This window comes from Pseudomonas sp. NCCP-436, from assembly GCF_019656335.1.
Lineage (GTDB): Bacteria > Pseudomonadota > Gammaproteobacteria > Pseudomonadales > Pseudomonadaceae > Aquipseudomonas.
The window spans coordinates 118,413-144,516 of sequence record NZ_BPLZ01000002.1 but is presented as its reverse complement, the minus strand read 5'-3'; the positions used below and the strand labels follow the sequence as shown (position 1 = coordinate 144,516).

The 26,104-nt window shown below is 61.4% G+C and carries 26 protein-coding genes and 1 pseudogene; 9 read left to right on the top strand and 18 right to left on the bottom strand.

Annotation, left to right across the window (positions count from 1 at the left end; all coding sequences use genetic code 11):
- The first annotated feature begins 24 nt into the window (after positions 1–24).
- Positions 25–861 (top strand): HDOD domain-containing protein, encoded by an 837-nt coding sequence (locus tag NCCP436_RS02765; RefSeq protein WP_220802262.1) that lies wholly within the window; start codon positions 25–27, stop codon positions 859–861.
- 68 nt (positions 862–929) lie between these two features.
- Positions 930–1,685 (top strand): ABC transporter substrate-binding protein, encoded by a 756-nt coding sequence (locus NCCP436_RS02760; protein WP_220802261.1) that lies wholly within the window; start codon positions 930–932, stop codon positions 1,683–1,685.
- On the opposite strand, the gene NCCP436_RS02755 is transcribed toward NCCP436_RS02760, so the two are convergent.
- Complete coding sequence (locus NCCP436_RS02755; RefSeq protein WP_220802260.1) at positions 1,668–3,065, bottom strand: sensor histidine kinase; 1,398 nt, start codon at positions 3,063–3,065, stop codon at positions 1,668–1,670. The two genes, NCCP436_RS02760 and NCCP436_RS02755, sit on opposite strands and share 18 nt — an antisense overlap.
- The gene (locus NCCP436_RS02750) at positions 3,062–3,733 is read right to left on the bottom strand and encodes a response regulator (RefSeq protein ID WP_220802259.1); all 672 of its coding nucleotides are present in this window, start codon (positions 3,731–3,733) and stop codon (positions 3,062–3,064) included. Before NCCP436_RS02750 ends, NCCP436_RS02755 begins: the two co-directional genes overlap by 4 nt.
- Before the next feature lie 237 nt (positions 3,734–3,970).
- On the opposite strand from NCCP436_RS02750, the gene NCCP436_RS02745 reads away from it, so the two are divergent.
- The 5 genes from NCCP436_RS02745 to NCCP436_RS02725 all read left to right on the top strand — a co-directional run bounded on the left by NCCP436_RS02745 (position 3,971) and on the right by NCCP436_RS02725 (position 9,390).
- Positions 3,971–5,221 carry an OprD family porin gene (locus NCCP436_RS02745; protein ID WP_220802258.1) on the top strand — a complete coding sequence of 417 codons (1,251 nt, stop codon included), beginning with the start codon at positions 3,971–3,973 and terminating at the stop codon, positions 5,219–5,221.
- A gap of 30 nt (positions 5,222–5,251) precedes the next feature.
- The gene (locus tag NCCP436_RS02740) at positions 5,252–6,232 is read left to right on the top strand and encodes a tripartite tricarboxylate transporter substrate binding protein (protein WP_220802257.1); all 981 of its coding nucleotides are present in this window, start codon (positions 5,252–5,254) and stop codon (positions 6,230–6,232) included.
- Positions 6,233–6,375: 143 nt separating this feature from the next.
- Positions 6,376–6,831, top strand: a complete 456-nt coding sequence (locus NCCP436_RS02735; RefSeq protein ID WP_220802256.1) for a tripartite tricarboxylate transporter TctB family protein — start codon at positions 6,376–6,378, stop codon at positions 6,829–6,831.
- Between the two features lie 3 nt (positions 6,832–6,834).
- The gene (locus NCCP436_RS02730; protein ID WP_220802255.1) at positions 6,835–8,355 is read left to right on the top strand and encodes a tripartite tricarboxylate transporter permease; all 1,521 of its coding nucleotides are present in this window, start codon (positions 6,835–6,837) and stop codon (positions 8,353–8,355) included.
- Positions 8,356–8,364: 9 nt separating this feature from the next.
- Positions 8,365–9,390 (top strand): AbrB family transcriptional regulator, encoded by a 1,026-nt coding sequence (locus NCCP436_RS02725; RefSeq protein WP_220802254.1) that lies wholly within the window; start codon positions 8,365–8,367, stop codon positions 9,388–9,390.
- A gap of 164 nt (positions 9,391–9,554) precedes the next feature.
- On the opposite strand, the gene NCCP436_RS02720 is transcribed toward NCCP436_RS02725, so the two are convergent.
- Positions 9,555–10,436, bottom strand: coding sequence for a pseudouridine synthase (locus NCCP436_RS02720; RefSeq protein WP_220802253.1), 882 nt, complete (start codon positions 10,434–10,436; stop codon positions 9,555–9,557).
- A gap of 121 nt (positions 10,437–10,557) precedes the next feature.
- Between NCCP436_RS02720 and NCCP436_RS02715 the strand changes: the two genes are divergently transcribed.
- The gene (locus tag NCCP436_RS02715; protein WP_220802252.1) at positions 10,558–11,226 is read left to right on the top strand and encodes a COG3650 family protein; all 669 of its coding nucleotides are present in this window, start codon (positions 10,558–10,560) and stop codon (positions 11,224–11,226) included.
- 60 nt (positions 11,227–11,286) lie between these two features.
- Here the strand turns inward: NCCP436_RS02715 and NCCP436_RS02710 are convergent, their stop codons facing one another.
- The 12 genes from NCCP436_RS02710 to dinG form a co-directional block, all read right to left on the bottom strand.
- The gene (locus NCCP436_RS02710) at positions 11,287–11,799 is read right to left on the bottom strand and encodes a GNAT family N-acetyltransferase (RefSeq protein WP_220802251.1); all 513 of its coding nucleotides are present in this window, start codon (positions 11,797–11,799) and stop codon (positions 11,287–11,289) included.
- Between the two features lie 83 nt (positions 11,800–11,882).
- Complete coding sequence (locus NCCP436_RS02705) at positions 11,883–12,221, bottom strand: Na+/H+ antiporter subunit G (protein ID WP_220802250.1); 339 nt, start codon at positions 12,219–12,221, stop codon at positions 11,883–11,885.
- Positions 12,222–12,234: 13 nt separating this feature from the next.
- Positions 12,235–12,504, bottom strand: a complete 270-nt coding sequence (locus tag NCCP436_RS02700; RefSeq protein WP_220802249.1) for a K+/H+ antiporter subunit F — start codon at positions 12,502–12,504, stop codon at positions 12,235–12,237.
- The gene (locus NCCP436_RS02695) at positions 12,489–12,986 is read right to left on the bottom strand and encodes a Na+/H+ antiporter subunit E (protein ID WP_220802248.1); all 498 of its coding nucleotides are present in this window, start codon (positions 12,984–12,986) and stop codon (positions 12,489–12,491) included. The genes NCCP436_RS02700 and NCCP436_RS02695 overlap by 16 nt, the downstream gene beginning before the upstream one ends.
- Positions 12,983–14,488, bottom strand: coding sequence for a monovalent cation/H+ antiporter subunit D (locus NCCP436_RS02690; protein ID WP_220802247.1), 1,506 nt, complete (start codon positions 14,486–14,488; stop codon positions 12,983–12,985). The genes NCCP436_RS02695 and NCCP436_RS02690 overlap by 4 nt, the downstream gene beginning before the upstream one ends.
- Positions 14,485–14,814 (bottom strand): Na+/H+ antiporter subunit C, encoded by a 330-nt coding sequence (locus tag NCCP436_RS02685; RefSeq protein WP_220802246.1) that lies wholly within the window; start codon positions 14,812–14,814, stop codon positions 14,485–14,487. Before NCCP436_RS02685 ends, NCCP436_RS02690 begins: the two co-directional genes overlap by 4 nt.
- On the bottom strand, positions 14,814–17,606 hold the full coding sequence (locus NCCP436_RS02680) for a monovalent cation/H+ antiporter subunit A (protein WP_220802245.1): 2,793 nt from the start codon (positions 17,604–17,606) through the stop codon (positions 14,814–14,816). The genes NCCP436_RS02685 and NCCP436_RS02680 overlap by 1 nt, the downstream gene beginning before the upstream one ends.
- A 430-nt stretch (positions 17,607–18,036) precedes the next feature.
- Positions 18,037–18,498, bottom strand: coding sequence for a hypothetical protein (locus NCCP436_RS02675; protein ID WP_220802244.1), 462 nt, complete (start codon positions 18,496–18,498; stop codon positions 18,037–18,039).
- A gap of 147 nt (positions 18,499–18,645) precedes the next feature.
- On the bottom strand, positions 18,646–19,293 hold the full coding sequence (gene pdxH / locus NCCP436_RS02670; RefSeq protein ID WP_220802243.1) for a pyridoxamine 5'-phosphate oxidase: 648 nt from the start codon (positions 19,291–19,293) through the stop codon (positions 18,646–18,648).
- A 34-nt stretch (positions 19,294–19,327) separates the two neighbouring features.
- Complete coding sequence (locus tag NCCP436_RS02665) at positions 19,328–20,014, bottom strand: OmpA family protein (RefSeq protein WP_375709463.1); 687 nt, start codon at positions 20,012–20,014, stop codon at positions 19,328–19,330.
- Between the two features lie 31 nt (positions 20,015–20,045).
- Entirely contained in the window at positions 20,046–21,191 is a 1,146-nt protein-coding gene (locus tag NCCP436_RS02660; RefSeq protein WP_220802242.1) for a serine hydrolase domain-containing protein, read from the bottom strand.
- Positions 21,192–21,284: 93 nt separating this feature from the next.
- On the bottom strand, positions 21,285–23,429 hold the full coding sequence (gene dinG, locus NCCP436_RS02655) for an ATP-dependent DNA helicase DinG (protein WP_220802241.1): 2,145 nt from the start codon (positions 23,427–23,429) through the stop codon (positions 21,285–21,287).
- A 127-nt stretch (positions 23,430–23,556) separates the two neighbouring features.
- Here dinG and NCCP436_RS02650 point away from each other — a divergent pair, with 127 nt between their 5' ends.
- Positions 23,557–24,021, top strand: a complete 465-nt coding sequence (locus NCCP436_RS02650; RefSeq protein ID WP_220802240.1) for a CopD family protein — start codon at positions 23,557–23,559, stop codon at positions 24,019–24,021.
- A gap of 28 nt (positions 24,022–24,049) precedes the next feature.
- Here NCCP436_RS02650 and NCCP436_RS02645 read toward each other — a convergent pair whose 3' ends face one another.
- From NCCP436_RS02645 to NCCP436_RS17595, 3 genes and pseudogenes are all read right to left on the bottom strand, one after another.
- Entirely contained in the window at positions 24,050–24,811 is a 762-nt protein-coding gene (locus NCCP436_RS02645) for a collagen-like protein (protein ID WP_220802239.1), read from the bottom strand.
- Positions 24,804–25,109 (bottom strand): DUF1145 domain-containing protein, encoded by a 306-nt coding sequence (locus tag NCCP436_RS02640; RefSeq protein WP_220802238.1) that lies wholly within the window; start codon positions 25,107–25,109, stop codon positions 24,804–24,806. The genes NCCP436_RS02645 and NCCP436_RS02640 overlap by 8 nt, the downstream gene beginning before the upstream one ends.
- A gap of 279 nt (positions 25,110–25,388) precedes the next feature.
- Positions 25,389–25,742: pseudogene (locus tag NCCP436_RS17595) on the bottom strand (OmpA family protein); the annotation flags it as partial.
- Positions 25,743–26,104: the final 362 nt, after the last annotated feature.

Below are 26,104 nucleotides of genomic sequence, written 5' to 3'. Positions count from 1 at the left end.
CGGATCGCCTAAGAGAGCTACCTCATGAGCAAACTTACCGAAAAAGTCCAGCAGGATCTGATTCATGCCATCGAGAACGACGAACTGGTGCTGCCCACTCTGCCAGAAGTAGCACTGAGAGTTCGCGAGGCGGCCGAAGATCCCAATATCGGCATTCCCCAGATCTGTCGGGTCATCGGTAACGACGCGGCCCTGACCGCACGCATCATCAAGGTGGTGAACAGCCCCTTACTACGCACCAACAAGGAAATCACGGATCTGCAGATGGCGGTCAGCCGCCTGGGCATCAACTACACCTGCAACCTGGCTACCGGCCTGGCTATGGAGCAGATGTTTCAGGCCACCAGCGACGTGGTCGACCGAAAGATGCGCGAGGTGTGGAACAAAAGCACCGAGATCGCCGGAATCTGCCATGTATTGTGCCGTCACTACACTCGCCTGATGCCCGATCAGGCCACGCTGGCCGGGCTGGTTCACCAGATTGGCGTACTGCCGATCCTCACCTATGCCGAGGAACACAACGCACTACTGGCCGACTCCATCAGTCTCAACCATGTGATCGAGCAGATCCACCCGCTGCTAGGCGACAAGATCCTGCGTACCTGGGAATTCCCGGAACCGATTGCCGCAGTGCCTGGGCAGTATCAGGACTTCTCCCGCGACTCGGCCCGAGTCGATTACGTCGATATCGTTCAGGTGGCCACGCTGCAGAGCTACCTGGGCACCTCCCACCCTTTCGCCCAGATGGACTGGAGCCGGATTCCAGCCTTCAGCAAGCTGGGGCTTGATCCGAACGTCGACATCCAGGCCGATGAAGACCTTTCCGCCGCCATGGAAGCCGCCACACTCATGCTGCAGTAGCAAGTCATTGTTCGACAGAGGCGAATAGCTACTACACTTCAGAGGAACTGCCTGAGGGAAGTAGAGCCATGCGCTTGATGCTTCTTTTGCTTGCGCTGCTACTTGGCGGCGCGCAGGCTGCCGACGAGGTGCGGCTGACCAACGGAGAGTGGCCGCCTTATCTGGGTCAGAGCCTGCCTCATCATGGCATCGCCTCGCGCATCGTTGCCGAAGCCTTCGCCCTGCAGGGCATCACTGTGCGCTGGGAGTTTCACCCCTGGGCCCGCTCACTACGCATGGCCGAACAAGGCTCGCGGGACGGCAGCGCCGTCTGGCTCTACAGCCCCGAGCGCGAACAGCGCTTCTATATCAGCGATCCGGTGGTAGAAAGCGGCTACTACCTGTTTCACCGGCGCGACCAACCCTTTGACTGGAATAGTGTTGAGAATCTGCGCGGACTGCGTATCGTCGGCGTGCGCGGGTACGATTACGGCAAAGACTTTCAACAGGCCGAAGCAGACGGAAAGCTGGACATACAGCGGCTGACAGGCGATGAGCAGGGGCTGCGCCAGTTACTGGCCGGCCGGGCCGACCTGACTCCACTGGACAAGGTAGTTGCTTTCGACCTGCTGTATCAGAAATTCACCGCTCAGGAACGTCGCCAATTGAGTTTTCACCCCCAGCCACTACGCAGTGACAGTCTGCATCTGCTGCTGTCGCGCGAGGTGCCGGGCAACGCCGTGCGTATGGAGCGTTTCAACCGCGGCCTGGCCCAGTTACGGGAAAGCGGCAAGATTACCCGTTATCTGCTGGATATCCAGCAACCACTAACTCTCGGGCACTAAGGCCGGAAAGGCTACCCGAACTCGAAGGCCATGCGGCTGCACCTGGTGCAAACTGATATGCGCCTGATGGGCACGGCAGATTTCGCCAACGATGGCCAGCCCAAGACCAGCACCCTTCCCCCCCGTTCCGCGCCGATAGAAGCGCCTGAATACCTGCTCGTGCTCAGTCTGGGGAATACCCGGCCCATCATCCTCCACTTCCAGAATTGCCGGCTCCAGTACCCGCAGCACCAGATTGCCTCCGGAAGGCGTATGCGCCAGAGCATTGTCGATCAGGTTGCTGAGCAGCTCATTGAGCAGGATCGGATCACCATCAACACACACCTCCTGCTCAGCCTCCAGAGCCAGTGCAACACCGCGCGCATAGGCCAATGGCGCCATGGCCAGCCCCAGTTCACGAGCCAATTGACTGAGTTCAATACGCTGCGCACCACCCTCGCTGATGGCCCGGGCGCCACTCTCGATACGCGCCAGAGACAGCAACTGGTTAGCCAGTCGGGTAAGCCGGTCACCATGCTCGGCGGCTTGCTCCAGAGTCTGGCGCCACTCGTCTGGACATTTAGCACGCAAGCCCAGAGCGATCCTCGCTTTCAGCGCAGCCAGCGGGGTACGCAGCTCATGTGCCGCATCGGCAATAAAGGCTGATTGCCGTTCAAACAATGCCTGCAGACGCTCGTTGAACTGATTCAGCGCCGCAACCAGTGGCCGGATTTCACGCGGCAACTCGGCATCGGGTAACGGCCTCAGATCATCGCTGGCACGAGCTGCCACCGCACGACGCAGGGTCTCCAAAGGACGCAGGGCCAGACTCACCGCCAACCACACCAGCAGCAAGGCGACCAGCGCCAGCAGACCGATGCGCCATAAAGTTCCTATCAGCAGCTCGCGCGCCATCCGCTCACGGGCACCCTGGGTCTCGGCCACACGGATCTGCGCCATACCACGCAGATTCGGCTCGCTAACCGGCTGCAACAGACTGACTAGCCGCACGCCCTGGCCGCGATAGACCCCGTCGTAGAAACGCGCGAGCGCAGGATAGTCCTCAGTGCGCGGAGTGTCGGCAGGCGCTACCGGCAGATCCTCATAACCGGAAACCTGCTCGCCGTCCGGCCCCAGCACCTGATAGTAGATACGCCCGGCACTGTCATAAGCGAAGGCATCCAGCGCCACATAGGGCACGTTGGCACGCAGTACCCCATCAGCGCTGTACAACCCCTCTGCAACGGCCCGGGCAGAAGCCAGCAGTGTCCGGTCGTAGGCGGTATCGGCGGCACGCCGGGCACTCCAGTAGGCACTCAGGCTGCTGATTAGCAAAATCAGCAGCAGTGGCAGGGCCAGTCGCCTGAGCAGACGGCCGCGCAAGCTGCCAGTGCGGCTCATGAACCGCTCGCTTCCAGCAGGTAACCCAGACCGCGGAAGGTAACGATACGCACGGAATGACCTTCAAGCTTCTTGCGCAAGCGATGCACGTAGATCTCGATGGCATCCAGGCTGGCCTCTTCATCCAGACCAAACACCTGAGATGCCAGCTGCTCCTTGCTCATCACCCGCCCAAGTCGGGCAATCATGGCCTGCAGCACCGCCTGTTCGCGCGCGGTCAGAACCAGCGCTTCGCCAGCCAGGGTGAAACGCCGGGCCCCAATGTCATAGACCAGCTCGCCACAACGCTGCAGTTGCTCGCCACCAAGCACACTGCGACGCAGCAATGCCTTGACCCGCGCCTCCAGCTCGGATAGTTCGAACGGTTTAGCCAGATAGTCGTCGGCGCCCAGATTCAGGCCGTGTACGCGATCCTTGACCTCACCGCGGGCAGTCAACATCAGCACCGGCAGAGTCTGGCCACGATCACGCAGACGCGCCAGCACACTGAAGCCATCCAGCCTTGGCAGGCCGATGTCTAGTATCGCCAGTGCATAGTCCTCGCTGGTCAGCGCCAGGTCGGCAACCACTCCGTCGTGCAAGATATCCACGGACCAGCCCGCCCCCTTGAGCGCCTGAGCCACGCTTTCCGCCAACTGCTGATGGTCTTCGACCAGCAGAATCCGCACCCCGTACCTCCACCGGAAAATCCGCCCAAATCGCGAAGTTTAGCGTCGTCTAGACCATTCGTGCGTGCCCTGCATGACACAAAAGAGTGCCCAGTGATGGACAAAAGGTTTTTTCGCACCTGAAAGCCTGCTGAAAGCTTGCCCGCCTAGCATCCTTTCCAAGGTGGCTAGTTCCACCTTTCTGAGCGGCCTGCAGTGGTGCAGCGTCGCTACAAGAACAATAACGGAGACCACAGAATGATCGCAGCCTCGCCTGCCCGCCTTCTCGGCCTAACCATTGCCGCCAGCCTGACCACCCCCGTTGCTCATGCTGCCTTCATAGACGACAGCACAGCGACACTCAGCGCCACCAACATCTATTTCAACCGTGACTTCCGCGAAGGCGATGGCCAGAACAAGCGTGAGGAGTGGGGACAGGGTTTCATCCTCGACTTGCGCTCCGGCTACACCGAAGGCACCGTAGGCTTTGGCCTTGATGCCCAGGGCCTGCTGGGTCTGCGACTCGACTCGGGACGTGGACGCACCGGTACCGACCTGCTTCCGATCCATGACGATGGCCGCGCGGCCGACGAGTTCAGCCGCCTGGGCCTGACCGCCAAGGTTCGTGTGTCGGCCACCGAGCTGCGTTACGGCTCGCATGTACCGGATCTGCCAGTGGTCAAGGCCAGCACCAGTCGGCTGCTGCCACAGGTATTCGAAGGCGGCCTGCTGACCTCCTCCGAACTGGAAGGCCTGACCTTCACCGGCGGCCGCCTGGACAAGGTGATCGACCGCGCCTCCACCGACGATGAGGATCTGGTTCTCAACAGTAAGAACCGGCGCTTTGCCGCCGGTATTCGCGCCGACCACCTGGATCTGGCTGGCGTTGACTACAAGTTCGCCCCTGGCTTCACCGCTCGCTACTACTTCGCCGACCTCGACGATATCTACCGCCAGCACTTTCTCGGCCTGCTCAGCAGCCACAAGCTGGGCGCCGGCACGCTGAGCAGCGATCTGCGCCTGATCTACAGCCGCGACAGCGGCGCATCCAAGGCCGGCAAGGTGGACAACCGCGCCCTCGGCGGCATGGTCAGTTACGGCTTCAGCGGCCACAAGTTCGGCCTGGGCTTCCAGGATATGAGCGGCGACACCGGCTTTGCCTACATCGACGGCAGCGATCCGTTCTTGATCAACTTCGTGCAGATCAACGACTTTGCCAACGCGGATCAGCGCTCCTGGCAGGCGCGCTACGACTACAATTTTGCAGCCTTCGGCGTGCCCGGTCTGAGCTTCATGACCCGCTACATCACCAGCGACGATGCCCGCGTAGCCGGCAGCAACGAGCGCGGTGGCGAATGGGAACGCGATATCGAACTCAAGTACGTGGTACAGAGCGGCCCCCTCAAGGATCTCTATGTGCGTCTGCGCAATGCCAGCTTCCGCTCTGACTTCGCCCGCGATGCGGACGAAAACCGACTCATCGTCGGCTACAGCCTGCCCATCTGGTAAATCACAAGAACGATTAGCGAGGAACTCTCCATGAAACCTGCCCTGATTCGCACCGCGCTTGCCGCCACCTGCCTGGCCCTCGCTGGGCCGTTGCTGGCAGACGAACCGAAACGCCCCGAGTGCATCGCTCCGGCAGCACCCGGCGGCGGCTTCGACCTGACCTGCAAGCTGGCACAGAGCGCCCTGGTCGACGCCAAGCTGCTTGGTTCGCCGATGCGCGTAACCTACATGCCCGGCGGCGTAGGCGCCGTGGCCTATAACGCGGTGGTTGCTCAGCGCCCAGCCGAGTCCGGCACCATTACTGCCTTCTCCAGCGGCTCGCTGCTGAATCTTGCACAGGGCAAGTTCGGCCGCTTCGACGAGAGCGCGGTCAAGTGGCTGGCCGGCGTCGGCACCAGCTACGGCGCCCTGGCGGTACGCAGCGACTCGCCTTACAAGTCCCTGGATGATCTGATTCAGGCCATCAAGGCCGAACCGGGCAAGGTGGTGATCGGCTCGGGCGGAACCGTCGGCAGCCAGGACTGGATGCAAACCGCCCTGATTGCACGTGCTGCCGGTATCGATCCGCGCCAGCTGCGCTACGTGGCCATGGAGGGTGGTGGCGAACTGGCCACGGCTCTGCTCGGCGGCCATATTCAAGTGGCCAGCACCGACATTTCCGACTCAGTGCCGCACATTGAAAGCGGCGACATACGCATCCTCGCGGTGTTCTCCGAGGAGCGCCTGCCAGGCAAGACTGTCTCGCAGATCCCCACTGCCCGAGAGCAAGGCTATGACGTGACCTGGCCGGTGATCCGCGGTTTCTACGTCGGGCCGAAAGTAAGCGACGAAGCCTATGCGTGGTGGAAGAACGCCTTCGATCAACTGCTGGCCTCTGAAGACTTCGCCAAACTGCGCGAGCAACGCGAGCTGTACCCCTTTGCCATGACCGGTGACGAACTCGATACCTACGTCAAGCAGCAGGTCGTGCGCTACAAGCAACTGGCCCAGGAATTTGGCCTGATCCAGTAGTAATCCACCGCGACGTCAGCCCTGCCAGGCGCTGGCGTCGCTACTTCCTGAAACTTACAAGCGCCTTGAGCTACGCGCTCACGGGCTGGCGTTGTGCACGTCAGAAACCCGGATCGGCACTCCGACAACGCGAGGTTTTCCTCATGTATCAACGCATCTTCGGCATCGTGCTGTTGCTCTGCTGCCTGGGCCTGGGTGCCAGCGCCTGGGGCTATCACGCCCCCTTCTCCTACGAACCGGTGGGCCCGCGCGCCTATCCGCTGCTGCTGCTGACGATAATGGGGCTCGGCGCCATCTATTTGATCCTCAAACCGGCCCATGCCGACAGCAATCATGACGAGCCACCGCTGGATCGCCACGTACTGACCAAGGTGGGTGGCTGCGTGCTGATTCTCTCGATCTACGCCGCGCTGTTCGAAACCCTCGGTTTCATTCCCGCCAGCATCCTGTTCGGAATTGCCATGGCGCGCCTGTACGGCGGGAGCTGGGCAACCAGCGCAATCACAGGAGTACTGCTCGCCGTTGGTCTTTATGCCCTGTTCGACAAGGCGCTTGATGTTCCGCTACCGCTCGGCATCCTCGCCGGCCTGGAGAATTGATTCATGGATACTCTCAGCTACCTGGGCCAGGGCTTCGGTGTGGCCCTGAGCCCCTACAACCTGGTCACGGCCCTGTGCGGTACCCTGATCGGCACCATCGTCGGCCTACTGCCTGGCCTGGGCCCGATCAATGGCGTGGCACTGCTGATTCCCATTGCCTTTGCCCTCGGTCTGCCTCCGGAAACCGCGCTGATCCTGCTGGCAGCGGTATACTTGGGCTGTGAATACGGCGGCCGTATTTCCTCCATCCTGCTGAACATCCCGGGCGAAGCCTCGGCTGTAATGACTACCCTCGACGGCTACCCACTGGCACGCCAGGGCAAGGCCGGGGTAGCCCTGTCGATCTCCGCCTGGAGTTCCTTCGTCGGCGGTCTCATCGCTACCTGCGGCGTGGTCATCTTCGCCCCGCTGCTGGCCAAGTGGGCCGTGGCCTTCGGTCCGGCGGAATACTTCGTGCTGATGGTGTTCGCCATCGTCTGTCTGGCCGGTATGGCCGGCAACAAGCCAATGAAGACCGCCATCGCCTGCTGCATCGGTCTGTTCCTGTCCTGCGTCGGCATCGACTCCAACAGTGGCGTGTACCGTTTCACCTTCGGCAGTTTGGGGCTGGCAGACGGCATCCAGTTCGTGGTGCTGGTACTGGGACTGTTCTCGGTCAGCGAAATCCTCGTGCTGCTTGAGCGCACCCACCATGGCCAGAAGGCCATCGAAGCCAAGGGCCGCATGCTGTTCAACCTCAAGGAAGGTCTGTCGGTTCTGGCTACCAACCTGCGTAGCGGCGCACTGGGCTTCGGCCTGGGCATCCTGCCGGGTGCGGGTGCGACCCTGGCCAGTGCCGTGGCGTACATGAGCGAGAAACGCCTGGCGCACAAGGACAACAAGTTCGGTAATGGTGACCTGCGCGGCCTGGCTGCTCCAGAAACCGCCAACAGCGCCTCGGCTTGCGGCTCCATGGTGCCGATGCTGACCCTCGGCGTTCCAGGCTCGGGCACCACCGCGGTAATGCTCGGCGCACTGACGCTGTACAACATCACCCCCGGTCCACTGCTGTTCCAGAACCAGCCAGATATCGTCTGGGGGCTGATCGCCTCGCTGTTCGTCGCCAACATCATGCTGATCATGATGAACGTACCAATGATCAAGGTGTTCACCAAGATCCTCGCCGTCCCCTACTGGGCGCTGGTACCGGCAATTGCCATCATCACCTCGATCGGCGTCTACGCCGTGCATGCCACCACCTTCGATCTGTTCCTGATGATCGCCATCGGAGTTGTCGGCTATATCCTGCGCAAGATGGACTTCCCGCTGTCGGCTATCCTGCTTGGTTTCATTCTTGGCGGGCTGATGGAGCAGAACCTGCGCCGCGCGCTGTCGATCTCCAATGGCGAGCTGGGCATCCTGTTCTCCAGTCCGATTACCTGGGGTGTATGGACGCTGATCGTGGCAATGATCGCCCTGCCGATCTGGCGTAGCTGGCGCGCACGCCGCCAGCGCCAGGCTGCCGCAGCCACCAACGCGGCCTGAGGTCTGTCGGTGCATTCTGTTCTGCCCGCCTGGTGGCCAACGCCACTGGCCGGCGCACTGGGTGGCTATCTGGCCAGCCTTGCCGGCTGGCCACTGCCCTGGATGGTCGGTTCGCTACTGGCGGTAATTTTGCTGCGCTGCCTTGGCAATCGGCCATTCGCTGAATTGCCCGGAGGGCGCCGCGTCGGCCAATGGCTGATCGCCTCCGGCATCGGCCTGCACTTCACCAGCGAAGTTCTGGAGCAGGTGCTGGCCCATTGGTGGGTCATCCTGATCGGGGCACTCTGCCCGCTACTGATGAGCGCGACCGGTATCGCCCTGCTGCGGCGAGCCGGTGTCGATCACGCCACCGCCTTTTTTGCCAGCATGCCGGGCGGCGCTAGTGAAATGGTCAACCTTGGCCGGCGTCACGATGCCCAGCCAGCACGGGTGGCCGCGGCGCACAGCCTGCGCCTGCTGCTGGTCGTCTTGCTGATTCCGGCGCTGTTCACCTGGAGTCTGCCCAATGTTCCGGCACCTGAGCGCTTACCCGCCGACTGGAACTGGCTGGCTCCCTTACTCCTGGCGGGTATCGCCCTGGGCGTGCTATGGAGCAAGCTGAATCAGCCCAACCCCTGGATGCTCGGACCGCTGACTGTCTGCGCACTGGCCAGTGCCACCTTCGACCTGCACCTGGCATTGCCGGCCGAACTGGGTCAGTTCGGTCAGTGGCTGATCGGTAGCGCGTTGGGCTGTCACTTCAACCGCAGTTTCTTCCGTAGCGCACCTGGCTTTCTTGGCCGCGTGCTGCTGTCGACGCTGCTGGCCATGCTCGGTGCCGTGGCGCTTGGCGAAGTACTCGCCTGGCTGTCCGGCCAGGATCACCTGTCGCTGATCCTCGGCATCATGCCCGGCGGCATTGCCGAGCTCAGCCTGACGGCAGAAGCCTTGCAGCTTTCGGTAGCGCTGGTCACCGCACTACAGGTACTCAGACTGTTTCTGGTGATGTTCCTCGCCGAACCCTTATTCAAGCTCTGGTGCAAGAGCCACGCTTAGCCCGCCTCGCGCGGGCTCTTTTTGCTGAAGTGAATGCTCCTTCCGGGCATGCTCCCCCATCATCTGCTGTACTACTACGTTCCGAAAAGACCTGCCCAGCCCGCCCAAACACCGACTAACCGCCCGTTCGTGCTTGATGCAGCTGTTTCAGACGCGATTCAGCTTTACCAAAGCAGCTCAAGGTTACTCTCGAACGACCGCAAACAGCCGCTCAACGGATCGACGAAGCTTAGTCCACGCGCCAGCAACTTCAGTGGCTTCTCAAAGTCGACCTGCTGTTCAGCAGGACTGCGTAGCTCAGGATAGAAGTCATCACCCTCGATCGGTGCGCCCAGACCGGCCAGATGCACCCTCAGCTGGTGCTTTCTGCCCGTCACCGGTGACAGCCCGTAACGCCAGTGTTCGCCACGCCTTTCCAGTACCTCGATCAACGTTTCGCTATTCGGCTCACCCGAGACCTCCTGCATGCGGAAAAAGGGTTCTCCCGGCACCATGCGCGAACGATGCAGGTAGGGAAACTGCAGCTGCGGAAGTGCCGGTGCGATGGCCTCATAGCGCTTCTCCACCCGCCTCTCGCGGAACAACGCCTGATACTGAGCCCGGCTGCTCGGGCTTACCGAAAACAGCACCAGGCCCGCAGTGAGCCGGTCGATGCGATGAATCGGTACCAGATCGGAATTGCCGGTGCGGCGGATCAGACGCGCCAGCAGCGTCTGCTCGACATAGCTGCCGGCCGGCATGACTGGCAGGAAATGCGGCTTGTCCGCCACCAGCAGATGCTCGTCCTGCCACAAAACCTGCTCCTCGAAGGGGATCGGTGTCTCGCCCGGCACTTCGCGAAAGTAGCGCACCAGCATGCCGGCCCGGTACGGCTGCCGTGCGTCCAGCGGTTGTCCCGCCGCATCCAGCACACGCCCCCGCGCCATGCGCTGCTGCCAGGTAGCGCGGTCGATAGCGGGAAAATGCTCACACAGACAATCGAGCACCGTCGCCCAGCTGCCCTGAGGCAGGTAAAGGGTGCTGGGTCGCATGGAGACATGGGGCATGGCAAAAGGCTCGGCAATACACAACCGGCGCATTAGGCCGCAGTCGATTCACGCCGTCAAAACAAACCCTTGAGCCCTGGCGTCCCACTGGCTAAGGTGACGGCTTTCGTCCGGAGGCACCATGACCCTGATCCGCACCCTGCTGACCAGCCTCACCCTGCCCGTGCTGCTGAACGCCTGCCAAGTCTACAGCAGCAAGCTGGACACCCCGGCTCCCGCCGTCCGCCTGCAGGGCCAACTGCAGGTAGACGGAGAGCAGCTGCACTTTACACCCTGCCAGGAACAGCGCCGCTTTCTGCTGGTTGACGCCAGAGAAACCGGCATTCGCCGAGAGGCCGCAACCCTCGCAGACGACACCAGCACCACGCTGTTCGCCGACCTGGCCGGGCAACTGGGTGCCAGTCAGAGTGATGACGACGGCCGTTTCGAAATCAGCCGAATCTATCGCCTGCAGGGCGAAGGTCACGGCTGTGATGATCTGAACTTCAGGCGTCTGGTGCTGCGCGCCAGCGGCAACGAACCATTCTGGCAGGTGGAAGTCGGCAACCGCGGTCTGGTGCTCAACCGTCCTGATAACGAACCGCTGGCCCTGCCCTATCTTGAAGAACAGCTGCCGGACGGCCGCCTGCACCTGAGCAGCGAAGCAAACGGCCAGCGTCTGGAGTTGTGGGTGGCGCCACAGCACTGCGTCGACACCATGAGCGGCGCGCTCAACCACCTGAGTGCCGAATTGCGTCTGGATGGCCAGGTACTGCGCGGCTGCGCCTACTACGGTGCCACTCGCAACTAGGCTCTGTACGGAACGAAACCTCACCGAGCGCAGGCGTTTATCGTACAGAGCCTGCTCGGTTCAACCCTCGAAGCGCCGGCAGCACAGAGTGGAACGTCGTGAACCCCAGGTGCGGCGCTGCAGATCCTCGTAGCTCAACAGTTCGACGAACCCCGCCTTGCGCATCATCCCGGCCGAGGCGGCGTTCTCTTCGTGTCGGTCGATGTAGATATCCTGCAAACCGTCTTTGCGCAATTGTCCGACTGCCGCTTCGAGCAGCCGTGACCCCAGCCCTCTGCCGGCACAATCGTGCCGAACCACTGCCTCGCAGATGTAACCGTGCAACGCCTCACGGCGTTCTGCCGGCTGGTGGGCGGCAAAGTCACGGCTCGTGCGAAAGCTGACAAAACCCAGCAGACCGCTGTCGTCCTCAGCCAGCACGGCACGGGTACTGCCGCCATCGATGGCCTGCAGATGCTGGCGCACCTCGGCCTCGGGCAGGTAATTCCAGGGATTGGGGCCGTGCTCGAAGATCAGCTCGCAAAGGCTGGGAATATCGGCCGATTGCGCCGAACGAATGCAGATGTCACTCATAAAGACTGCTCCCGTGGAAAAGCAGCAGTGTAGGAGCAGCCCCTTTTCCGGCACAGGCACAGCCTGGAGGCAAAACTGTTTCGCTAGCGCTCGTCCCCCCAGGGACGACCACGAGTTCGCTCAACCAGATCGACTTTCTGCTGGATCGCCGCCTTCGACAGCATGTGTGCACTGACCGGCGCCGTGATGAACAGGAACAGGGTAATCAGCAGTTCATGCAGGCTCAGACCTTCACCGCGCCAGCCGAAGAAAATCAGCGAGGCGAGCAACATTCCGCCCACTCCGAGGGTGGTGGCCTTGGTCGGCCCGTGCAGGCGCATGAAGAAATCCGGAAGGCGATACAGGCCGATAGCACCGACCAGGGCAAACAGGCTACCGATCATCAGGAACAGAGCGACCGGTATTTCGATCCACAGAGGCATGAGAGTCTCCTAGTCAGTCGATGATGTCGCCGTGCAACAGGTGCTTGCCCACCGCCACGGTGCTGACGAAGCCCATTACCGCAATCAGCAGGGCAATCTCGAAGAACAGATCCGACTCCAGCCAAATACCGAACAATACGATCAGCGCCAGAGCATTGATATACAGAGTGTCCAGCGCCAATACCCGATCCACCATGCTCGGCCCTTGCACCAAACGCAGGACGTTGAGCAGCACGGCCAGGGCAATGATGCACAGACATAAGGGAATCACGTAGGCGAGCATTCGAATATCTCCAGCAGTGGCGCTTCATAGCGCTGCTTGATCTGCTTGATCAGTTGCTGCTGGTCATCCAGATCGAGCACATGCAGCAACAGAGTCTTGTGGTCACTGCTAAGGCCGGCGGAAACCGTGCCCGGCGTCAGCGAGATGACACAGGCCAGCAACGACAGCAGAAACTCGTCCTGAATGTCCATGGGTACTTCGACGAAAGCCGGCCGCAGGCGACTTTGCGCCCCCAGCACCAGGCGAGCAACGTGCAGATTGGCCAGCACAATATCGTAGAAAACCACCAGCAGATAACGCGCCAACCCCAACGGCTTGCGCAGATGCGGCACGCTCAGCAGAAAGCTGCGGGTAATCCAGACAATGCCCCAACCAAGGAACAACCCGAGCAGCAGATGGCCAAGGCTCAGGGTGTTGACCAGTGCCAGCCAGATCACTACCAGCAGCAGCGTCAGGTGGGGATGGGGAAACAGCCGACTCATGCCACACCTCCTGCAAGCAGTGCCAGATAGGGGCCAATATCTAACAATTGCAGCGCGGTGGCCTGGACGTAATCCAGAAGCGGCTGCGCAGCCACCAGCAGCAATGGACTGGCCAGCAGCAGGCCCAGAGTCGCCGTCAGCCGAGTCGCATCTGCAGTCTCGGTATCGTCCAGCGGACGCCCATGGCTGTGCCAGAACATCTGGCTACCTGCACGACTCAATGCCACCAGAGTCACCAGCCCGGCCAGCAGCACCACGGACCACAGCCACAACGCCTGACTGCCGGTTTCGACCGAGCGCAGCAGCAGCAGCTTGCCGAGAAAGCCCGAGAACGGTGGCAAGCCAGCCACCGAGATGGTCGCCATAAAGAACAGTGCCCCCAGCAGCAGCGGCTGGTGCAGCGCCTGCAACAAGTGCAGGTCATCACCAGCCGGGCCACGCTGACGCACAATCAGCCCGGCCAACAGGAACAGCGCGCCACAGATCAGGGTGCTGTGCACCAGATAGTACAGCGCAGCGCCGAGAGCCTGCGGCGTGCCAAGAGAGAACCCGGCCAGCAGCGTACCGACCGACACCACCACCAGATAGCCCAGCAACACCTGCAGGCGCTCGGCAGCCAAAGCACCGATAGCACCGGCAGCGATGGTCAACAGCGCCAACCACCACAACAAGTCGTGAGCCAGATTGGCCAGCGGCCCGGCACCTTCACCGAAGATGAGCGTGAAAACGCGGAAGATTGCATATAGGCCTACCTTTGTCATGATCGCGAACAGTGCCGCCACAGCCGCCGGCGCAGCGGCGTATGCTCGCGGCAGCCAGAAATACAGTGGCAGCACTGCAGCCTTGAGGCCAAATACCACCAACAGCAAGTAGCCGGCGGCTGCCAGCAGTGGCGCATTCGCCGGATCAGCCTGGGCAACCTTCAACGCCAAATCCGGCATGTTCACCGTGCCGGTCAGCCCATAAAGCAGGCTCACGCCGATCAGGAAAAAGGACGATCCCAACAGATTGAGCACCACGTAGTGCACCCCGGCCCGTACCTGCTCCCGGCCATTGCCGTGCAGCAACAGCGAATAGGAGGAGATCAGCAGGATCTCGAAGAACACGAATAGGTTGAACAGGTCGGCAGTGAGGAAAGCGCCGTTGATGCCCAACAACTGGAACTGGAACAGCGCATGGAAATTCTGCCCCTGCAGATCATCGCCACGGCTTGCATAGAGCAAAGCGAAACCTGCGAGGATGGCCGACAGCAGCAGCATCAGCGCACTGAAGCGGTCAAGCAGCAGCATGATACCGAACGGTGCCTGCCAGTTACCCACAGCGTAGCTGCGCAACTGACCGTCAGCGGCCAGCAGCACCAGGTAAATGCCAACCGGCACCAGAACCCAGGCTGCGCCCAGCGAAAGCCCTCGCTTGAGTGATTTGGGCAATCCATGACCGATCAGCAACAAGGCCCCAGCCAGCATCGGCAGAAGAATCGGCAGCAGCATGACATGACTCATCCGCGAGGCTCCTCGCCATCGACATGATCAGTCTTCATCGCGCCCAGACCACGCAGTGCCAGCACCAGCAGAAAAGCGGTCATGGCAAAGCCGATGACAATGGCGGTGAGTACCAGAGCTTGTGGCAACGGGTCACCGTAGGCCTGGCTACGGCCGATCACCGCAGGTACGCCGGTACCGAGACGGCCCATGGAGAATATGAACAGGTTCACCGCATAGGAAATTAGCGTCAGTCCCATAACCACAGGGAAGATCCGCGCCCGCAGCAGCAAATAGACACCCGTGGCGGTCAGTACGCCAAGGGTGATGGAGAACAGCACCTCCATTAGATGACCTCCTTGCTGGACTCGTCCTGGCTGACATGTCCGAGGTTGGACAGGATCAGCAACGTAGCGCCCACTACCGCGAGATAGACGCCCAGATCGAAGAGAATGGCAGTGGCCAGTTCGATCTCGCCGATCAAAGGAATGTGGAAATGGCCAAAGGCCGAGGTCAAAAACGGCGAGCCAAATGCCCAGCTACCCAGACCGGTCAGCGCCGCAATCAACACGCCCCACCCGGCAATGCCATGGAAGCTGAAGCGCAAACGCTGCTGGGTCCAGCTCACGCCGTGAGCGATGTACTGCAGGATCAGCGCCACGGCAGTGATCAGTCCGGCAATGAAACCGCCGCCCGGCAGGTTGTGACCGCGCAGGAAGATAAACACTGCCACCAGCAGAGCCATAGGCAAAATGGTACGAGCCAGATTGTCGAGAATCATCGGATGACTGTCGCGCGACCAGGGCCGGCCATTCTTGTCATGGGTTGGATGCCACAGGTGCAGACCGTAGAGCAGCGCGTAGATACCCACCGCAGCAATCGCCAACACGGTGATCTCACCCAGCGTATCGAAGCCACGGAAATCAACCAGGATCACATTGACCACGTTGGTACCGCCGCCCCCGGAGACGCTGTTGTCGAGGAAGAACGAGGAAATGCTCTGATACGGTCGGGTCAGCACCGCATAGGTGACCATCGCCACCAGCGCACCGACACCGCCGGCCAGAATGAAATCACGCAGCGCCCGCAGGCTGCTGGACTCCACAGGTGTGCGATCCGGCATGAAGTACAGAGTAAGCATCAGCAGAATAATGGTTACCACCTCCACCGACACCTGAGTCAAGGCCAGATCCGGCGCAGAGAAGCGGGCAAAGGCCAGCGACACCATCAGCCCGGCTAAACTCAGCGGCATCAGCGCCATCAGTCGGCGACGATGGAAGTACACCGTCAGCAGTGCACTTGCCATCAACAGCAGCATACCCAGCGCTGTGATGCCGTCGAGCGGGGTCTGCGCAACCGAACCGGTCAACCGGCCAAGCCCGCTCAGTGCAACCACCAGCAATAGCAGCGCGGCACCCAGCATCCAGCCCAGGTAGCTCTGCAGCGAGCCGTTCTCCAGCAGACGGGTCAGCCGCCGAGCGAATTTCACCAGCGCCACCACTACATTTTCGAAAACCAGCTTTGCATCGACTGTCGGCAGGCCGTCGTACCATTGGAACAGCGGCTTGCGCAGCACGTAAACGACGATACCGCCGAACAACGCGATGAAGCTCATCAGCAGCGGCAGGTTAAAGCCATGCCAGATGGCCAGGCTGTACTGCGGCAGCTCGCCGCCCAGGGTTGCACTAGCTGCACTGGCCAGCAGCGACGCCACCGTATAGGCCGGTACCATACCCACCAACAGACAGAGAAATACCAGGATCTCCACCGGCACCTTCATGTAGCGCGGCGGCTCGTGCGGCGGGTAGTTCGGCAGATGCTGCGGCTGTCCGTTGAAGAACACGTCATGGATGAAACGCAGCGAGTAAGCCACGGCAAACACCCCGGCCAGGGTCGCCACCGCCGGAATCACCCAATTGAAGCTGCCCAGCAGATGCTGGTTGAGGGTTTCGCTGAAGAACATCTCCTTGCTCAGGAAACCATTGAGCAGCGGTACCCCGGCCATAGCCGAGGCCGCCACCATCGCCAGCACCGCAGTATGCGGCATGTACTTCCAGAGGCCGGCCAGCCGACGCATATCACGGCTGCCGGTCTCGTGGTCGATGATGCCGACAGCCATAAACAGCGAGGCCTTGAAGGTGGCATGGTTGATAATGTGGAACACCGCAGCCACCGCAGCCAGGCGGGTATCCAGGCCGAATAGCAGGGTGATCAGCCCAAGATGACTGATGGTCGAATAGGCCAGCAGCCCCTTGAGGTCATGCTGGAACAACGCCATGCAGGCACCGACCAGCAACGTGGTCAGGCCGGTCAGGCTGACCAGATAGAACCACCAGTCGGAACCGGCCAGCGCCGGGTACAGACGCGCCAGCAGAAATACCCCGGCCTTGACCATGGTCGCCGAATGCAGATAGGCCGAAACCGGCGTCGGTGCCGCCATTGCGTGCGGCAGCCAGAAATGAAAGGGAAACTGTGCCGACTTGGTAAAGATCCCGAGCAGAATCAGAATCAACGCCAATGGGTAAAGCGCATGGGCGCGGATCAGATCACCGGCGGCCAGTACCTCGGTAAGCTCGAAGCTACCAACGATGTGGCCTATCAGCAGGATGCCAGCCAGCAGTGCCAGACCACCGCCACCAGTGACTGTGAGGGCCATGCGCGCTCCCTTGCGTGCATCGGAACGCCAGCCCCAAAAGCCGATGAGCAGGAAGGATGAGAGGCTGGTCAGCTCCCAGAACATCATCATCAGCAACAGGTTTTCCGACAGCACCACCCCCAGCATGGCACCCATGAACAGCAACAGGAAGGCGAAGAACCGCCCCATCGAATCACGCCTCGACAGGTAGTAGCGCGCGTAAAGAATGACCAGCAGACCGATGCCGAGAATCAGCAGCGCAAACAGAAAGCCCAGCCCGTCCAGACGAAAGCTCAGATTCAGCCCCAGCTGCGACAGCCAGGGATACTGCACCTGAAGCACCTCCCCTGCGAACACCCGCGGCTGCTGCAACAGCAGCAGAACCAGTGCTGCCGCCGGCGCCAGCGCAGCCGCCAGAGCACAGGCCGGACGCCCGAAGCGATCAGTCAACACGGGCAGGATCAACCCGAGAAACGGCAAGGTAATTATCAGCGCAACAACCATCGGCACCCCTTAGGCAAGCCACCGGCATGAGCCGGTGTTATGTAGTGAGAGTCGAAAAGAGCATTCGCCAGTCTGGTGATGGGCCTGTTCATCCATTCCAGCCCCTTCAAGGCTAGCCCGGAACGACCAGACCGACAGCCACAACCGATAAGATTGATTGCAAACCTCGATCCCCCCCGGCGTAGCATGAAAATGCACAGGTGAAGAACCACCGCAATAGCGCAGGGTACGGATCAGAAGGCCCTATCAGACGAACGCGAAGCGCCACCAGAATCTAAGCAAGCGACGATTATCCATAGCTATCGATACATCGTCATGTATTGAATTATTACTAAAATGAAAAAACTGGCCTTACCCGCCTGCTGCCAGTGTTGTGCAGACGAAAAAAAACCGGGGCCCCTGTAAGCGCCCCGGTTTCTTAGCAAGCCGGTCAGTGAGTCACTCGGCTGGTACCGTTGACCGTCATGATGCGGACGCGCTCGCCAACCCGAAATATCTGATTCGCTTCCACCTCCTGAACATAAGCGCGCAACGTGCCGTCATCCTCCCGCACGGTGATTTCAACCCCCTGGGTGCGAGTCAGACCTTCCTCGGCCGCAGCACCCAGCAGACCGCCAGCCACTGCGCCGACCACAGCCATCACAGTACTGCCACGACCGCCACCGATACCGCTGCCGCCAATGCCGCCAAGAACCGCACCAGCTCCCGCTCCGATCGGCGTTTTGGTTCCTTCGATCTTCACCGGCCGCAGCGATTCGATGGTGCCCATACGAACAGTCTGTACGGCCCTCGCTTCACTACGACTATAGGTGTCGCCTGTCAGGCTTGACTGACAGCCCCCCAGAGCCAGCAGCGCCGCCAGAGAGGTGACAAGCAAAGTGGGGTTACGCATAGCAAGTCCTCCAGAACCCTTTCGATTCATTAGATGCCACGCACTGGCTGCTGTCACGGCCATGCCTGGACAATGATTGATTCAGACAGACAGAGTTCAGCAAGGTTCCGCCGCGCAACCTACAACCTCGTTGTGCTTGACCCTGCTTCAGGGTGCCAGGCGCTCACGTACCCAGGCCTCTCCCTGCAAACGGTAGTTGAGTCGATCATGCAGCCGGCTCGGCCGGCCCTGCCAAAATTCGATACGTTCAGGCAACAACCGGTAGCCCCCCCAGTGCGGCGGGCAGTGCGGAGCCTGGTTAAGAAAGCGCTGCTCGGTTTCGCTCAGCAGTTGCTCAAGCTCGGCACGATCACGTATCACGCGACTCTGTGGCGAAGCCCAGGCTCCGATCCGACTGCCCAGAGGACGAACCTGGAAATAGGCGTCGGATTCGGCTGGAGTGACCCGTTCGACGCGCCCTTCGATGCGCACCTGACGCTCCAGCGTCGGCCAGAAAAAAGTCATGGCGGCAAAGGGACGCTCCGCCAGTTGCCGGCCCTTGGCACTTTCGTAGTTGCTGAAAAAGGTAAAGCCACGCTCGTCGAGCCCCTTGAGCAGCAGCACCCGACAATGCGGACGGCCGCTTTCGTCGACCGTCGCCAGGGTCATGGCATTGGGCTCGACCGGCAATTGCTCGGTTTTCACCGCCTCGTCAAACCACTGGCGAAACAGAACAAAGGGCTCCAGTGGTGCCTGAGTCTCGCTCAGGCCGTCACGGGTGTAGTCACGGCGCATATCGGCCAGTGTCCGGGTCATGGCAGCTCCTCTAAGGTGAGAAATGCTGCCAAGCTTACTCCGACTGGGCCGTTTTTCCTTGACCTGCAACAGCTACCTTGGGCGCATCCTTCAGCCCGGCAGCTGGCTGGCTATACTTGGCGAGCAGTCCCTGCATGGTATCGCGCGAGGTGAGAAGGATCTCCACGCGTCGGTTCAAGGCACGTCCGGCAGCGCTGTCATTGGCCGCGCGCGGAGCATCGGAGCCGAGCCCCATGACCTGCAGACGGTTCTGCTTCAGCCCACTGAGACGGAAGATGGAAGTCACCGCCCTCGCCCGCTGCTGGCTGAGTTCGCGATTGTGCGCATCGTCACCGCTACTGTCGGCATGGCCGAGCACCACTACAGCGATATCCTCATCAGCCTCCAGCAACTTGGCCACACGGGTGATCGGGCCGAGACTGGCCGGCAGCAGCATGTGCGGACGATCCGGATTGAAGGAGCTTTGAACCGGTGCAGTCACCACCAGCAGATTCTCGCGCCGTTCAAACTCGAAATGGCTGCCCTTGACTGCTTCGCGCAATTTCGGCTCGTACTCGTCGAGCCAGGCCCGAGTCACCTGCGGCGGCGGCATGACAGCCGGCCTGGCCACTTCCTTGCGTTCCGGAGTCGAGCAACCCGCAATCAGCAGACTGCAGGTAACGGCGAAGATTTTGTTGCGCATGAAGCCCCCCAAGGGTTCGAGTCGATTGATCCTGCTCATGGCACGTCTGCCAGGCAGGCTAGACCGATAGTTACAGGCATCGTGCCAATGCCTGCGCCAGTTTCTGGGCGCGCGGATCCATCAGCACAAAAGGCCCCAGGTTGTTGATCACGAAACCAAACGCCACGTCGCGCTCGGGATCGGCAAAGCCGCATGAGCCGCCAGCACCTGGATGACCAAAGGCATGGCGCCCAAGACCATAGGTAGCATTAGGCAACTCAGCCTGATCAAGCATGCATCCCAAGCCGAAACGGGTTGCGGTAAGCAGTGTACGATCCTCTCCAACGGCGTGTTCGCGAGTCATCTCCGCCAGCAGTTCGGTCTCCAGCAGGCCGCCATCGAGCAAGCCGGCATAAAAGCCTGCCAGACTACGTGCATTACCGTGGCCGTTGGCCGCTGGCTGCTGCATACGTCGCCATTCGGGTTTGTTGGTGCTGGTCATGATCGATGGCGGATTGGTGAAGGAACGAGTGGTCATGGCCTCTGCATCGCTCATCATGACCCGCAGCAAGCGCTGTGCCGCGGCATCCCCCAGGTTGCCCTTGCCTCTGGCAATGTGCGCGACCCGTTCGAACTGGCTATCAGCCAGCCCGACATGAAAGTCCAGCCCCAATGGCCGGGCGATGCGGGCGGCAATGCTCTCGCCTGGCCCACGCCCCTCGACTCGGCGGATCAACTCGCCAATCAGCCAGCCGTAGGTAATCGGGGCATAACCATGGCCTTCACCCAGCGGCCACCAGGGAGCCTCAGCGGCCAGCGCCGTGGTCATGGTGCTCCATTCGTACAGTGCCTCGGCCGGCAACAACTGGCGCAGCGCAGGAAGCCCGGCCTGATGGCTCAGCAGATGGCGCAGGGTAATGCGTTCCTTGCCGGCGGCTGCGAATTCGGGCCAGTAGCGAGCCACCGGTACATCAAGTTCCAGCTTGCCCTCACCGACCAGTTGCAGAGCAACTACCGCAGCAAACGGCTTAGTGCAGGAAAACAGGTTGGCAATAGTGTCACTATGCCAGGCATGCTGACCATCCTTGTCCATCATCCCGGCCCAGACGTCCACCACGGTTTCGCCGCCAATCCGGATGCATAGCGCGGCACCACGCTCCTGCGGATCCTCGAAGAGACTGGCAAAAGCGTCTTTCACCGCTTCGAAGCGCAAGTCGAAATACCCCTGAACCTGCACACCTGACTCCTTTGTTGATATTGCGCGCATTGTTTCAGCCTGCGCGCCGATTGGAAACCATCACGCACGAAAAGCCCCCGTGGCAAAGGCGCTTCAGTGAATTTCCCGACGAAAGGGCGGCAATGCATTGAGAATCGCCTTGCCGTAACGCTGTGTCACCACACGCCGATCCAGCAGAGTAATGATGCCGCGGTCAGCCTCAGTGCGCAGCAGCCGGCCACAGGCCTGTACCAGCCGCAGTGATGCATCCGGCACGGCAATCTCCATAAAGGGGTTGCCGCCACGGGCCTCGATCCACTCGGCCAGCGCAGCTTCCACCGGGTCATCCGGTACGGCGAAGGGAATTTTGGCGATCACCACGTGTTCGCAGTAGGCCCCGGGCAGATCCACTCCCTCGGCAAAACTGGCCAGACCGAACAACACGCTCTCTTCGCCGGAGTCAACGCGCGCCTTGTGCTTGTTCAGGGTTTCCTGCTTGGACAGGTTGCCCTGGATGAACACTCGCTTGCGCCAGTCGCGATCGAGGCCGTCAAACACGTCCTGCATCTGCCGGCGCGAGGAAAACAGCACCAGGGTGCCACGGCTGCCGGCCACCAGCCCCGGCAGTTCGCGGATGATCGCTGCGGTGTGTGCAGCGGCATCACGCGCATCCGCCTTCAGATCCGGCACTCGCAGAACGCCTGCATCAGCATGCTGAAACGGGCTCGGCACCACCGCGGTGACCGTCCCTCTGGGCAGGCCGGCACGCATGCGGTAGCGGTCGAAGGTACCGAGGGCGGTAAGGGTCGCCGACGTCACCAGCGCACCATAGGCGACGTTCCACAGATTGCGCCGCAGGGTCTCGGCAGCCAGGATCGGGCTGGCATTGACCTCTATGTCGAACAGCGCGCCACTCTCGGCCAGGGTCAGCCAGCGCGCCATGGGCGGGCTCTCTTCCGGATCCTCCGTAGTGAAGGCCAGCCACAGCTCCCAGTTGCCCTTGGCGCGCGCCATCAGGCTGCCGAACAGCGGATACCACTCCTCGGCCTGGTGGCTGGCAATACCCACTGCCCCCTCACCGTCCATCGCCTCCTTGAGCAGTTCGGTCACACCGGTAAACAGGTCGTTGAGTTTGGAAAACCCCTTCTTCAGCTCCAGCCCAAGCTCCAGCAGGTGCTCCGGCACCAAACCACCAACAAAGCGGTGCCGAGGGCGCTCACGCCCTTCCATATCTTCGCCAGGGCGAAAGTCGGCGATCTGCTCACAGGCGCTGAACATGAACTGCTGCTGGGTCTTCAGCTCGCGGGCCAACTCCGGCACCTGCTCGATCAAGCGGCCCAGATCACCCGGCAGCGGATTCTGTGCCAGCAACCTGGTCAGGTTCTTGTCGATCTGCCCCAGCCAGTCGGCTGTGGAACGCAGCCGGGTGAAGTGGGCGAAGTGACCGATAGCCTTATCCGGCAGATGATGGCCTTCGTCGAATACATAAATGGTGTCACGTGGATCCGGCAGCACGGCTCCGCCACCAAGGGCCAGATCCGCCAGTACCATGTCGTGGTTGGTGACGATCACATCAACCTTTCCCATGCCTTCACGGGCCTTGTAGAAGGCGCACTGCTGGAAGTTCGGACAATGGCGGTTGGTGCACTGGCTGTGATCCGTGGTCAGTTGTGCCCAACGGCTGTCCTCCAGCTCCTCGGGCCAGCTGTCACGATCACCGTCCCATTTGTTGCCGGCGAGTTTCTCGATCATCGCGTTGAACAGTTTCTGGCCCTGCTCATCGACATCGATGCGAAAACCCTCTTCCTCGAACAACTGGGCCGTGGCGCTTTGCGCCGCACCGTCCTGCAGCAACTGATCAAGCCTGGACAGACACAGATAGCGGCCGCGCCCCTTGGCCAGGGCGAAGCTGAAGTTCAATCCACTATTGCGCAGCAGATCCGGCAGATCCTTGTGTACGATCTGTTCCTGCAGGGCCACGGTGGCAGTAGCAATCACCAGACGCTTGCCGGCAGCCTTGGCCGTGGGAATGGTAGCCAGGCTGTAGGCTACCGTTTTGCCCGTGCCGGTGCCGGCCTCGACCGCAACTACCGCCGGATCACCGACACGCCGGCCCTCGTCATCGATCGGAATCGCCCCCAGCACCTTGGCTACCTCGGCAATCATCAGGCGCTGGCCATAGCGAGGCTTGAGCGCCTTGGCCTCAAGGAAGCGGGAATAGGCGCCCTGGATCTGGGACTTGAGTTCGTTGCTGAGCATGGATTCGACAACAGGAAGGCTGGATAAATTTTCAGTATTTCTAACGCGGTCGCTATCATAGCGCGCCTGAAGAGCCGGCGCAGATTCCTGTGCCGGACGATCATGCAATAACCGATGGAGATGCCCGATGACGCCCCATGCCCTGCTCTATGCCCTGCATCTGCTAGCCGCCCTGATCTGGGTCGGCGGTATGTTCTTCGCCTGGATGATCCTGCGCCCGGCGGCCGTCGAGGCACTTGAGCCCCCGGTTCGCCTGCGTTTGTGGCTGGGCGTATTCCGCCGCTTCTTCATCTGGGTGTGGGCTGCGGTGGTGCTGCTGCCGGTTACGGGCATGGGCATGCTGCACATGGGCTTTGCCAGCCTGCAGGGCGCACCGCGCTATGTACATGTGATGATCGGCCTGTACCTGGTAATGCTGGCGCTGTTCCTGCGCGTCCAGGCTCTGCAACTGCCCGAGCTGCATCGCGCAGTAGAAGCGCAGGACTGGTCAGCTGGCGGCCAGGTGCTGGGCAGGATCCGCAAGGTGGTGGGCATCAACCTGACCGTCGGCCTGGCACTGGTCACCCTGGCGGCCCTGCGCCCGCTGTTCTGAACCCGTCGCAAGATGCGGCGGACTGTTATCAGAAACGAATCACCCGCAGCTCGCCCGGGCGCCCGGCCGGCCCCTCCTGGCCGGAACGTCCCGACTGGCCATCGGCTGCACCGGCAACGTCATACAACAGGCAGCCACGCGCAGCCCCACCACGGCCGCCCTTGCCTCCCGGGCCGGCGACACCACCAACACCACCATTGAGCAGCACCTGCAGACGTTCAACCTCAATGTCTTGCGCCAGCTCCAGCAACACACGCCCACCATCGGCGCCCGGCTGGCCGTTGCTGCCATCCTGGCCATCGTGGCCGGCTTCGGCGCGCCCCCAGGTGCAGCCACCGGGCTGGCCTGGGGCTCCGTCGAGCCCTGCATAGCCAGGCACACCACGACCGCCACGTACGTCCAGGGTCAGGGACGCAAAGGTCAGAGCCTGAAACTTGAACTGAAGATCACGGCCGCGGGTGGCGGGCCGGGTGTAGCTGCCGTCCGAGCCGCGGGCGCTGATCCAGGCATCTTCGGCCACCTCGGCACGCCCGATCTCCAGACGCAGCGGCTGCTCGGCCGGAGCAATGCCGATACGCGCCTCATGCCCCATCCTCAGCTCTCCGATCTGCAGCGCTGTCACCGCGGCCGGAACCAGCAAGGTGGCACGCTCGGCCACTTCCAGACGATCCAGTTGCACACTGCCCGAAGCCACCGAAAGACGCATCAGGGTGTTTGGCTTCACCGTGATCTCTGATGCCGCCATTGCCGAAGTTGCCAACAGCCACAGCAGAAGTACCAGACTACGCATTAGCAGCACCTCCCGTGGCGTCGGCAGGCACTGACTGCACTACAGCGCTAGAGCGCAGCATATACAGATGGAAGATGCCGAACAGCAGTACCAGGAAACGATCCAGCCAAGGATTGGAACGACCGCGCAACAACGACGAGAACAGCCAGAGCTGAACGCAGTGCAGCAACAGAAGGAAAACGGCCAGTAGTTGAATCAGTTGTTCGAACGGCGCCCCCAGCCAACCGCCCAGAGTTGCCCCGAACACCAGCCAGAAACACAAGGCCAGCAGCTTGCCGCCCCACATCATTGCCTTCATCCCCGCCCCCTGCATAGTTGCTCCAATGGCAGGGCAAGTTAACCGCTCACGCACCGGATCACCAGTAGCGCATGTATTTTTCCGGGATGCCTTGCGGATACGGCCTGAACATAAGAATGTCGATCGGCAGAAAAACAACGACCGGGCAGAAGGCCCGGTCGTGGTAGACAATGCAGCGCACAGCGCGCCTAGAACACCGCCTGGATATATCTTGATCCGACAAGACAGACACCTGCCGGGCGATCAGGAGCCCCGAGCTCCCAGGGGCTCCCCCATCGATTACGGGCGGGCTTCAACCTCTGCTTCAACGCGACGGTTGATGGCACGACCTTCGGCTGTGGCGTTGTCGGCTACCGGGCGACTTTCGCCATAGCCAACGGCCTGGACGCGACCACCCTCAACACCGTACTGGTTGACCAGCACGTCACGCACAGCATTGGCACGGCGCTCCGACAGTCCCTGGTTGTAGACATCGCTACCCACCGAGTCGGTGTGACCTTCAACCACGGTGCTGGTCTGCGGATACTGCTTCATGAAGTCCGCCAGCGCCTTGATGTCGCCATAGCTTTCCTGCTTGACCTGGGCCTTGTCGAAGTCGAACTTGACGTCCAGCTCCACACGCACGGCTTCGGCAGGCTCGGCCACGACGACCTCTTCGGTCACCACTTCTTCCTCGGCAACAACCACCTGCTGCGCCTCGGCACCGTGTACCCAGCAGTAGGCAGCGGCCAGACCGGCACCGGCAACCGCACCGCCGCCCGCCCAGGTCGAACTTTCGATGGCACCCAGCGCCGCGCCACCAACACCTCCTACTGCGGCGCAGGTGGGCCAGTCGGTTTTCTGCAGGCCGGCACAACCGGTCAACAGGGTACTAACCAGAATCAGGGGTACAGAATTCCTTGTGATACTCATGCTTTAGGTCTCCAATATTCATCGGCCCAGAACCGACTCCCCCATAGTAAAGACAGGAGTTGCATTCTGCGCCAGCCCTGTTT

Excerpts from the sequence above, each read along its gene's own strand:
- NCCP436_RS02765 (WP_220802262.1), top strand. The coding sequence starts at position 25 with ATGAGCAAACTTACCGAAAAAGTCCAGCAGGATCTGATTCATGCCATC.
- NCCP436_RS02760 (WP_220802261.1), top strand. The coding sequence starts at position 930 with ATGCGCTTGATGCTTCTTTTGCTTGCGCTGCTACTTGGCGGCGCGCAG.
- NCCP436_RS02755 (WP_220802260.1), bottom strand. The coding sequence starts at position 3,065 with ATGAGCCGCACTGGCAGCTTGCGCGGCCGTCTGCTCAGGCGACTGGCC.
- NCCP436_RS02745 (WP_220802258.1), top strand. The coding sequence starts at position 3,971 with ATGATCGCAGCCTCGCCTGCCCGCCTTCTCGGCCTAACCATTGCCGCC.
- NCCP436_RS02740 (WP_220802257.1), top strand. The coding sequence starts at position 5,252 with ATGAAACCTGCCCTGATTCGCACCGCGCTTGCCGCCACCTGCCTGGCC.
- NCCP436_RS02735 (WP_220802256.1), top strand. The coding sequence starts at position 6,376 with ATGTATCAACGCATCTTCGGCATCGTGCTGTTGCTCTGCTGCCTGGGC.
- NCCP436_RS02730 (WP_220802255.1), top strand. The coding sequence starts at position 6,835 with ATGGATACTCTCAGCTACCTGGGCCAGGGCTTCGGTGTGGCCCTGAGC.
- NCCP436_RS02720 (WP_220802253.1), bottom strand. The coding sequence starts at position 10,436 with ATGCCCCATGTCTCCATGCGACCCAGCACCCTTTACCTGCCTCAGGGC.
- NCCP436_RS02715 (WP_220802252.1), top strand. The coding sequence starts at position 10,558 with ATGACCCTGATCCGCACCCTGCTGACCAGCCTCACCCTGCCCGTGCTG.
- NCCP436_RS02710 (WP_220802251.1), bottom strand. The coding sequence starts at position 11,799 with ATGAGTGACATCTGCATTCGTTCGGCGCAATCGGCCGATATTCCCAGC.
- NCCP436_RS02705 (WP_220802250.1), bottom strand. The coding sequence starts at position 12,221 with ATGCCTCTGTGGATCGAAATACCGGTCGCTCTGTTCCTGATGATCGGT.
- NCCP436_RS02700 (WP_220802249.1), bottom strand. The coding sequence starts at position 12,504 with ATGCTCGCCTACGTGATTCCCTTATGTCTGTGCATCATTGCCCTGGCC.
- NCCP436_RS02695 (WP_220802248.1), bottom strand. The coding sequence starts at position 12,986 with ATGAGTCGGCTGTTTCCCCATCCCCACCTGACGCTGCTGCTGGTAGTG.
- NCCP436_RS02690 (WP_220802247.1), bottom strand. The coding sequence starts at position 14,488 with ATGAGTCATGTCATGCTGCTGCCGATTCTTCTGCCGATGCTGGCTGGG.
- NCCP436_RS02685 (WP_220802246.1), bottom strand. The coding sequence starts at position 14,814 with ATGGAGGTGCTGTTCTCCATCACCCTTGGCGTACTGACCGCCACGGGT.
- NCCP436_RS02680 (WP_220802245.1), bottom strand. The coding sequence starts at position 17,606 with ATGGTTGTTGCGCTGATAATTACCTTGCCGTTTCTCGGGTTGATCCTG.
- NCCP436_RS02675 (WP_220802244.1), bottom strand. The coding sequence starts at position 18,498 with ATGCGTAACCCCACTTTGCTTGTCACCTCTCTGGCGGCGCTGCTGGCT.
- pdxH (WP_220802243.1), bottom strand. The coding sequence starts at position 19,293 with ATGACCCGGACACTGGCCGATATGCGCCGTGACTACACCCGTGACGGC.
- NCCP436_RS02665 (WP_375709463.1), bottom strand. The coding sequence starts at position 20,014 with ATGAGCAGGATCAATCGACTCGAACCCTTGGGGGGCTTCATGCGCAAC.
- dinG (WP_220802241.1), bottom strand. The coding sequence starts at position 23,429 with ATGCTCAGCAACGAACTCAAGTCCCAGATCCAGGGCGCCTATTCCCGC.
- NCCP436_RS02650 (WP_220802240.1), top strand. The coding sequence starts at position 23,557 with ATGACGCCCCATGCCCTGCTCTATGCCCTGCATCTGCTAGCCGCCCTG.
- NCCP436_RS02645 (WP_220802239.1), bottom strand. The coding sequence starts at position 24,811 with ATGCGTAGTCTGGTACTTCTGCTGTGGCTGTTGGCAACTTCGGCAATG.
- NCCP436_RS02640 (WP_220802238.1), bottom strand. The coding sequence starts at position 25,109 with ATGAAGGCAATGATGTGGGGCGGCAAGCTGCTGGCCTTGTGTTTCTGG.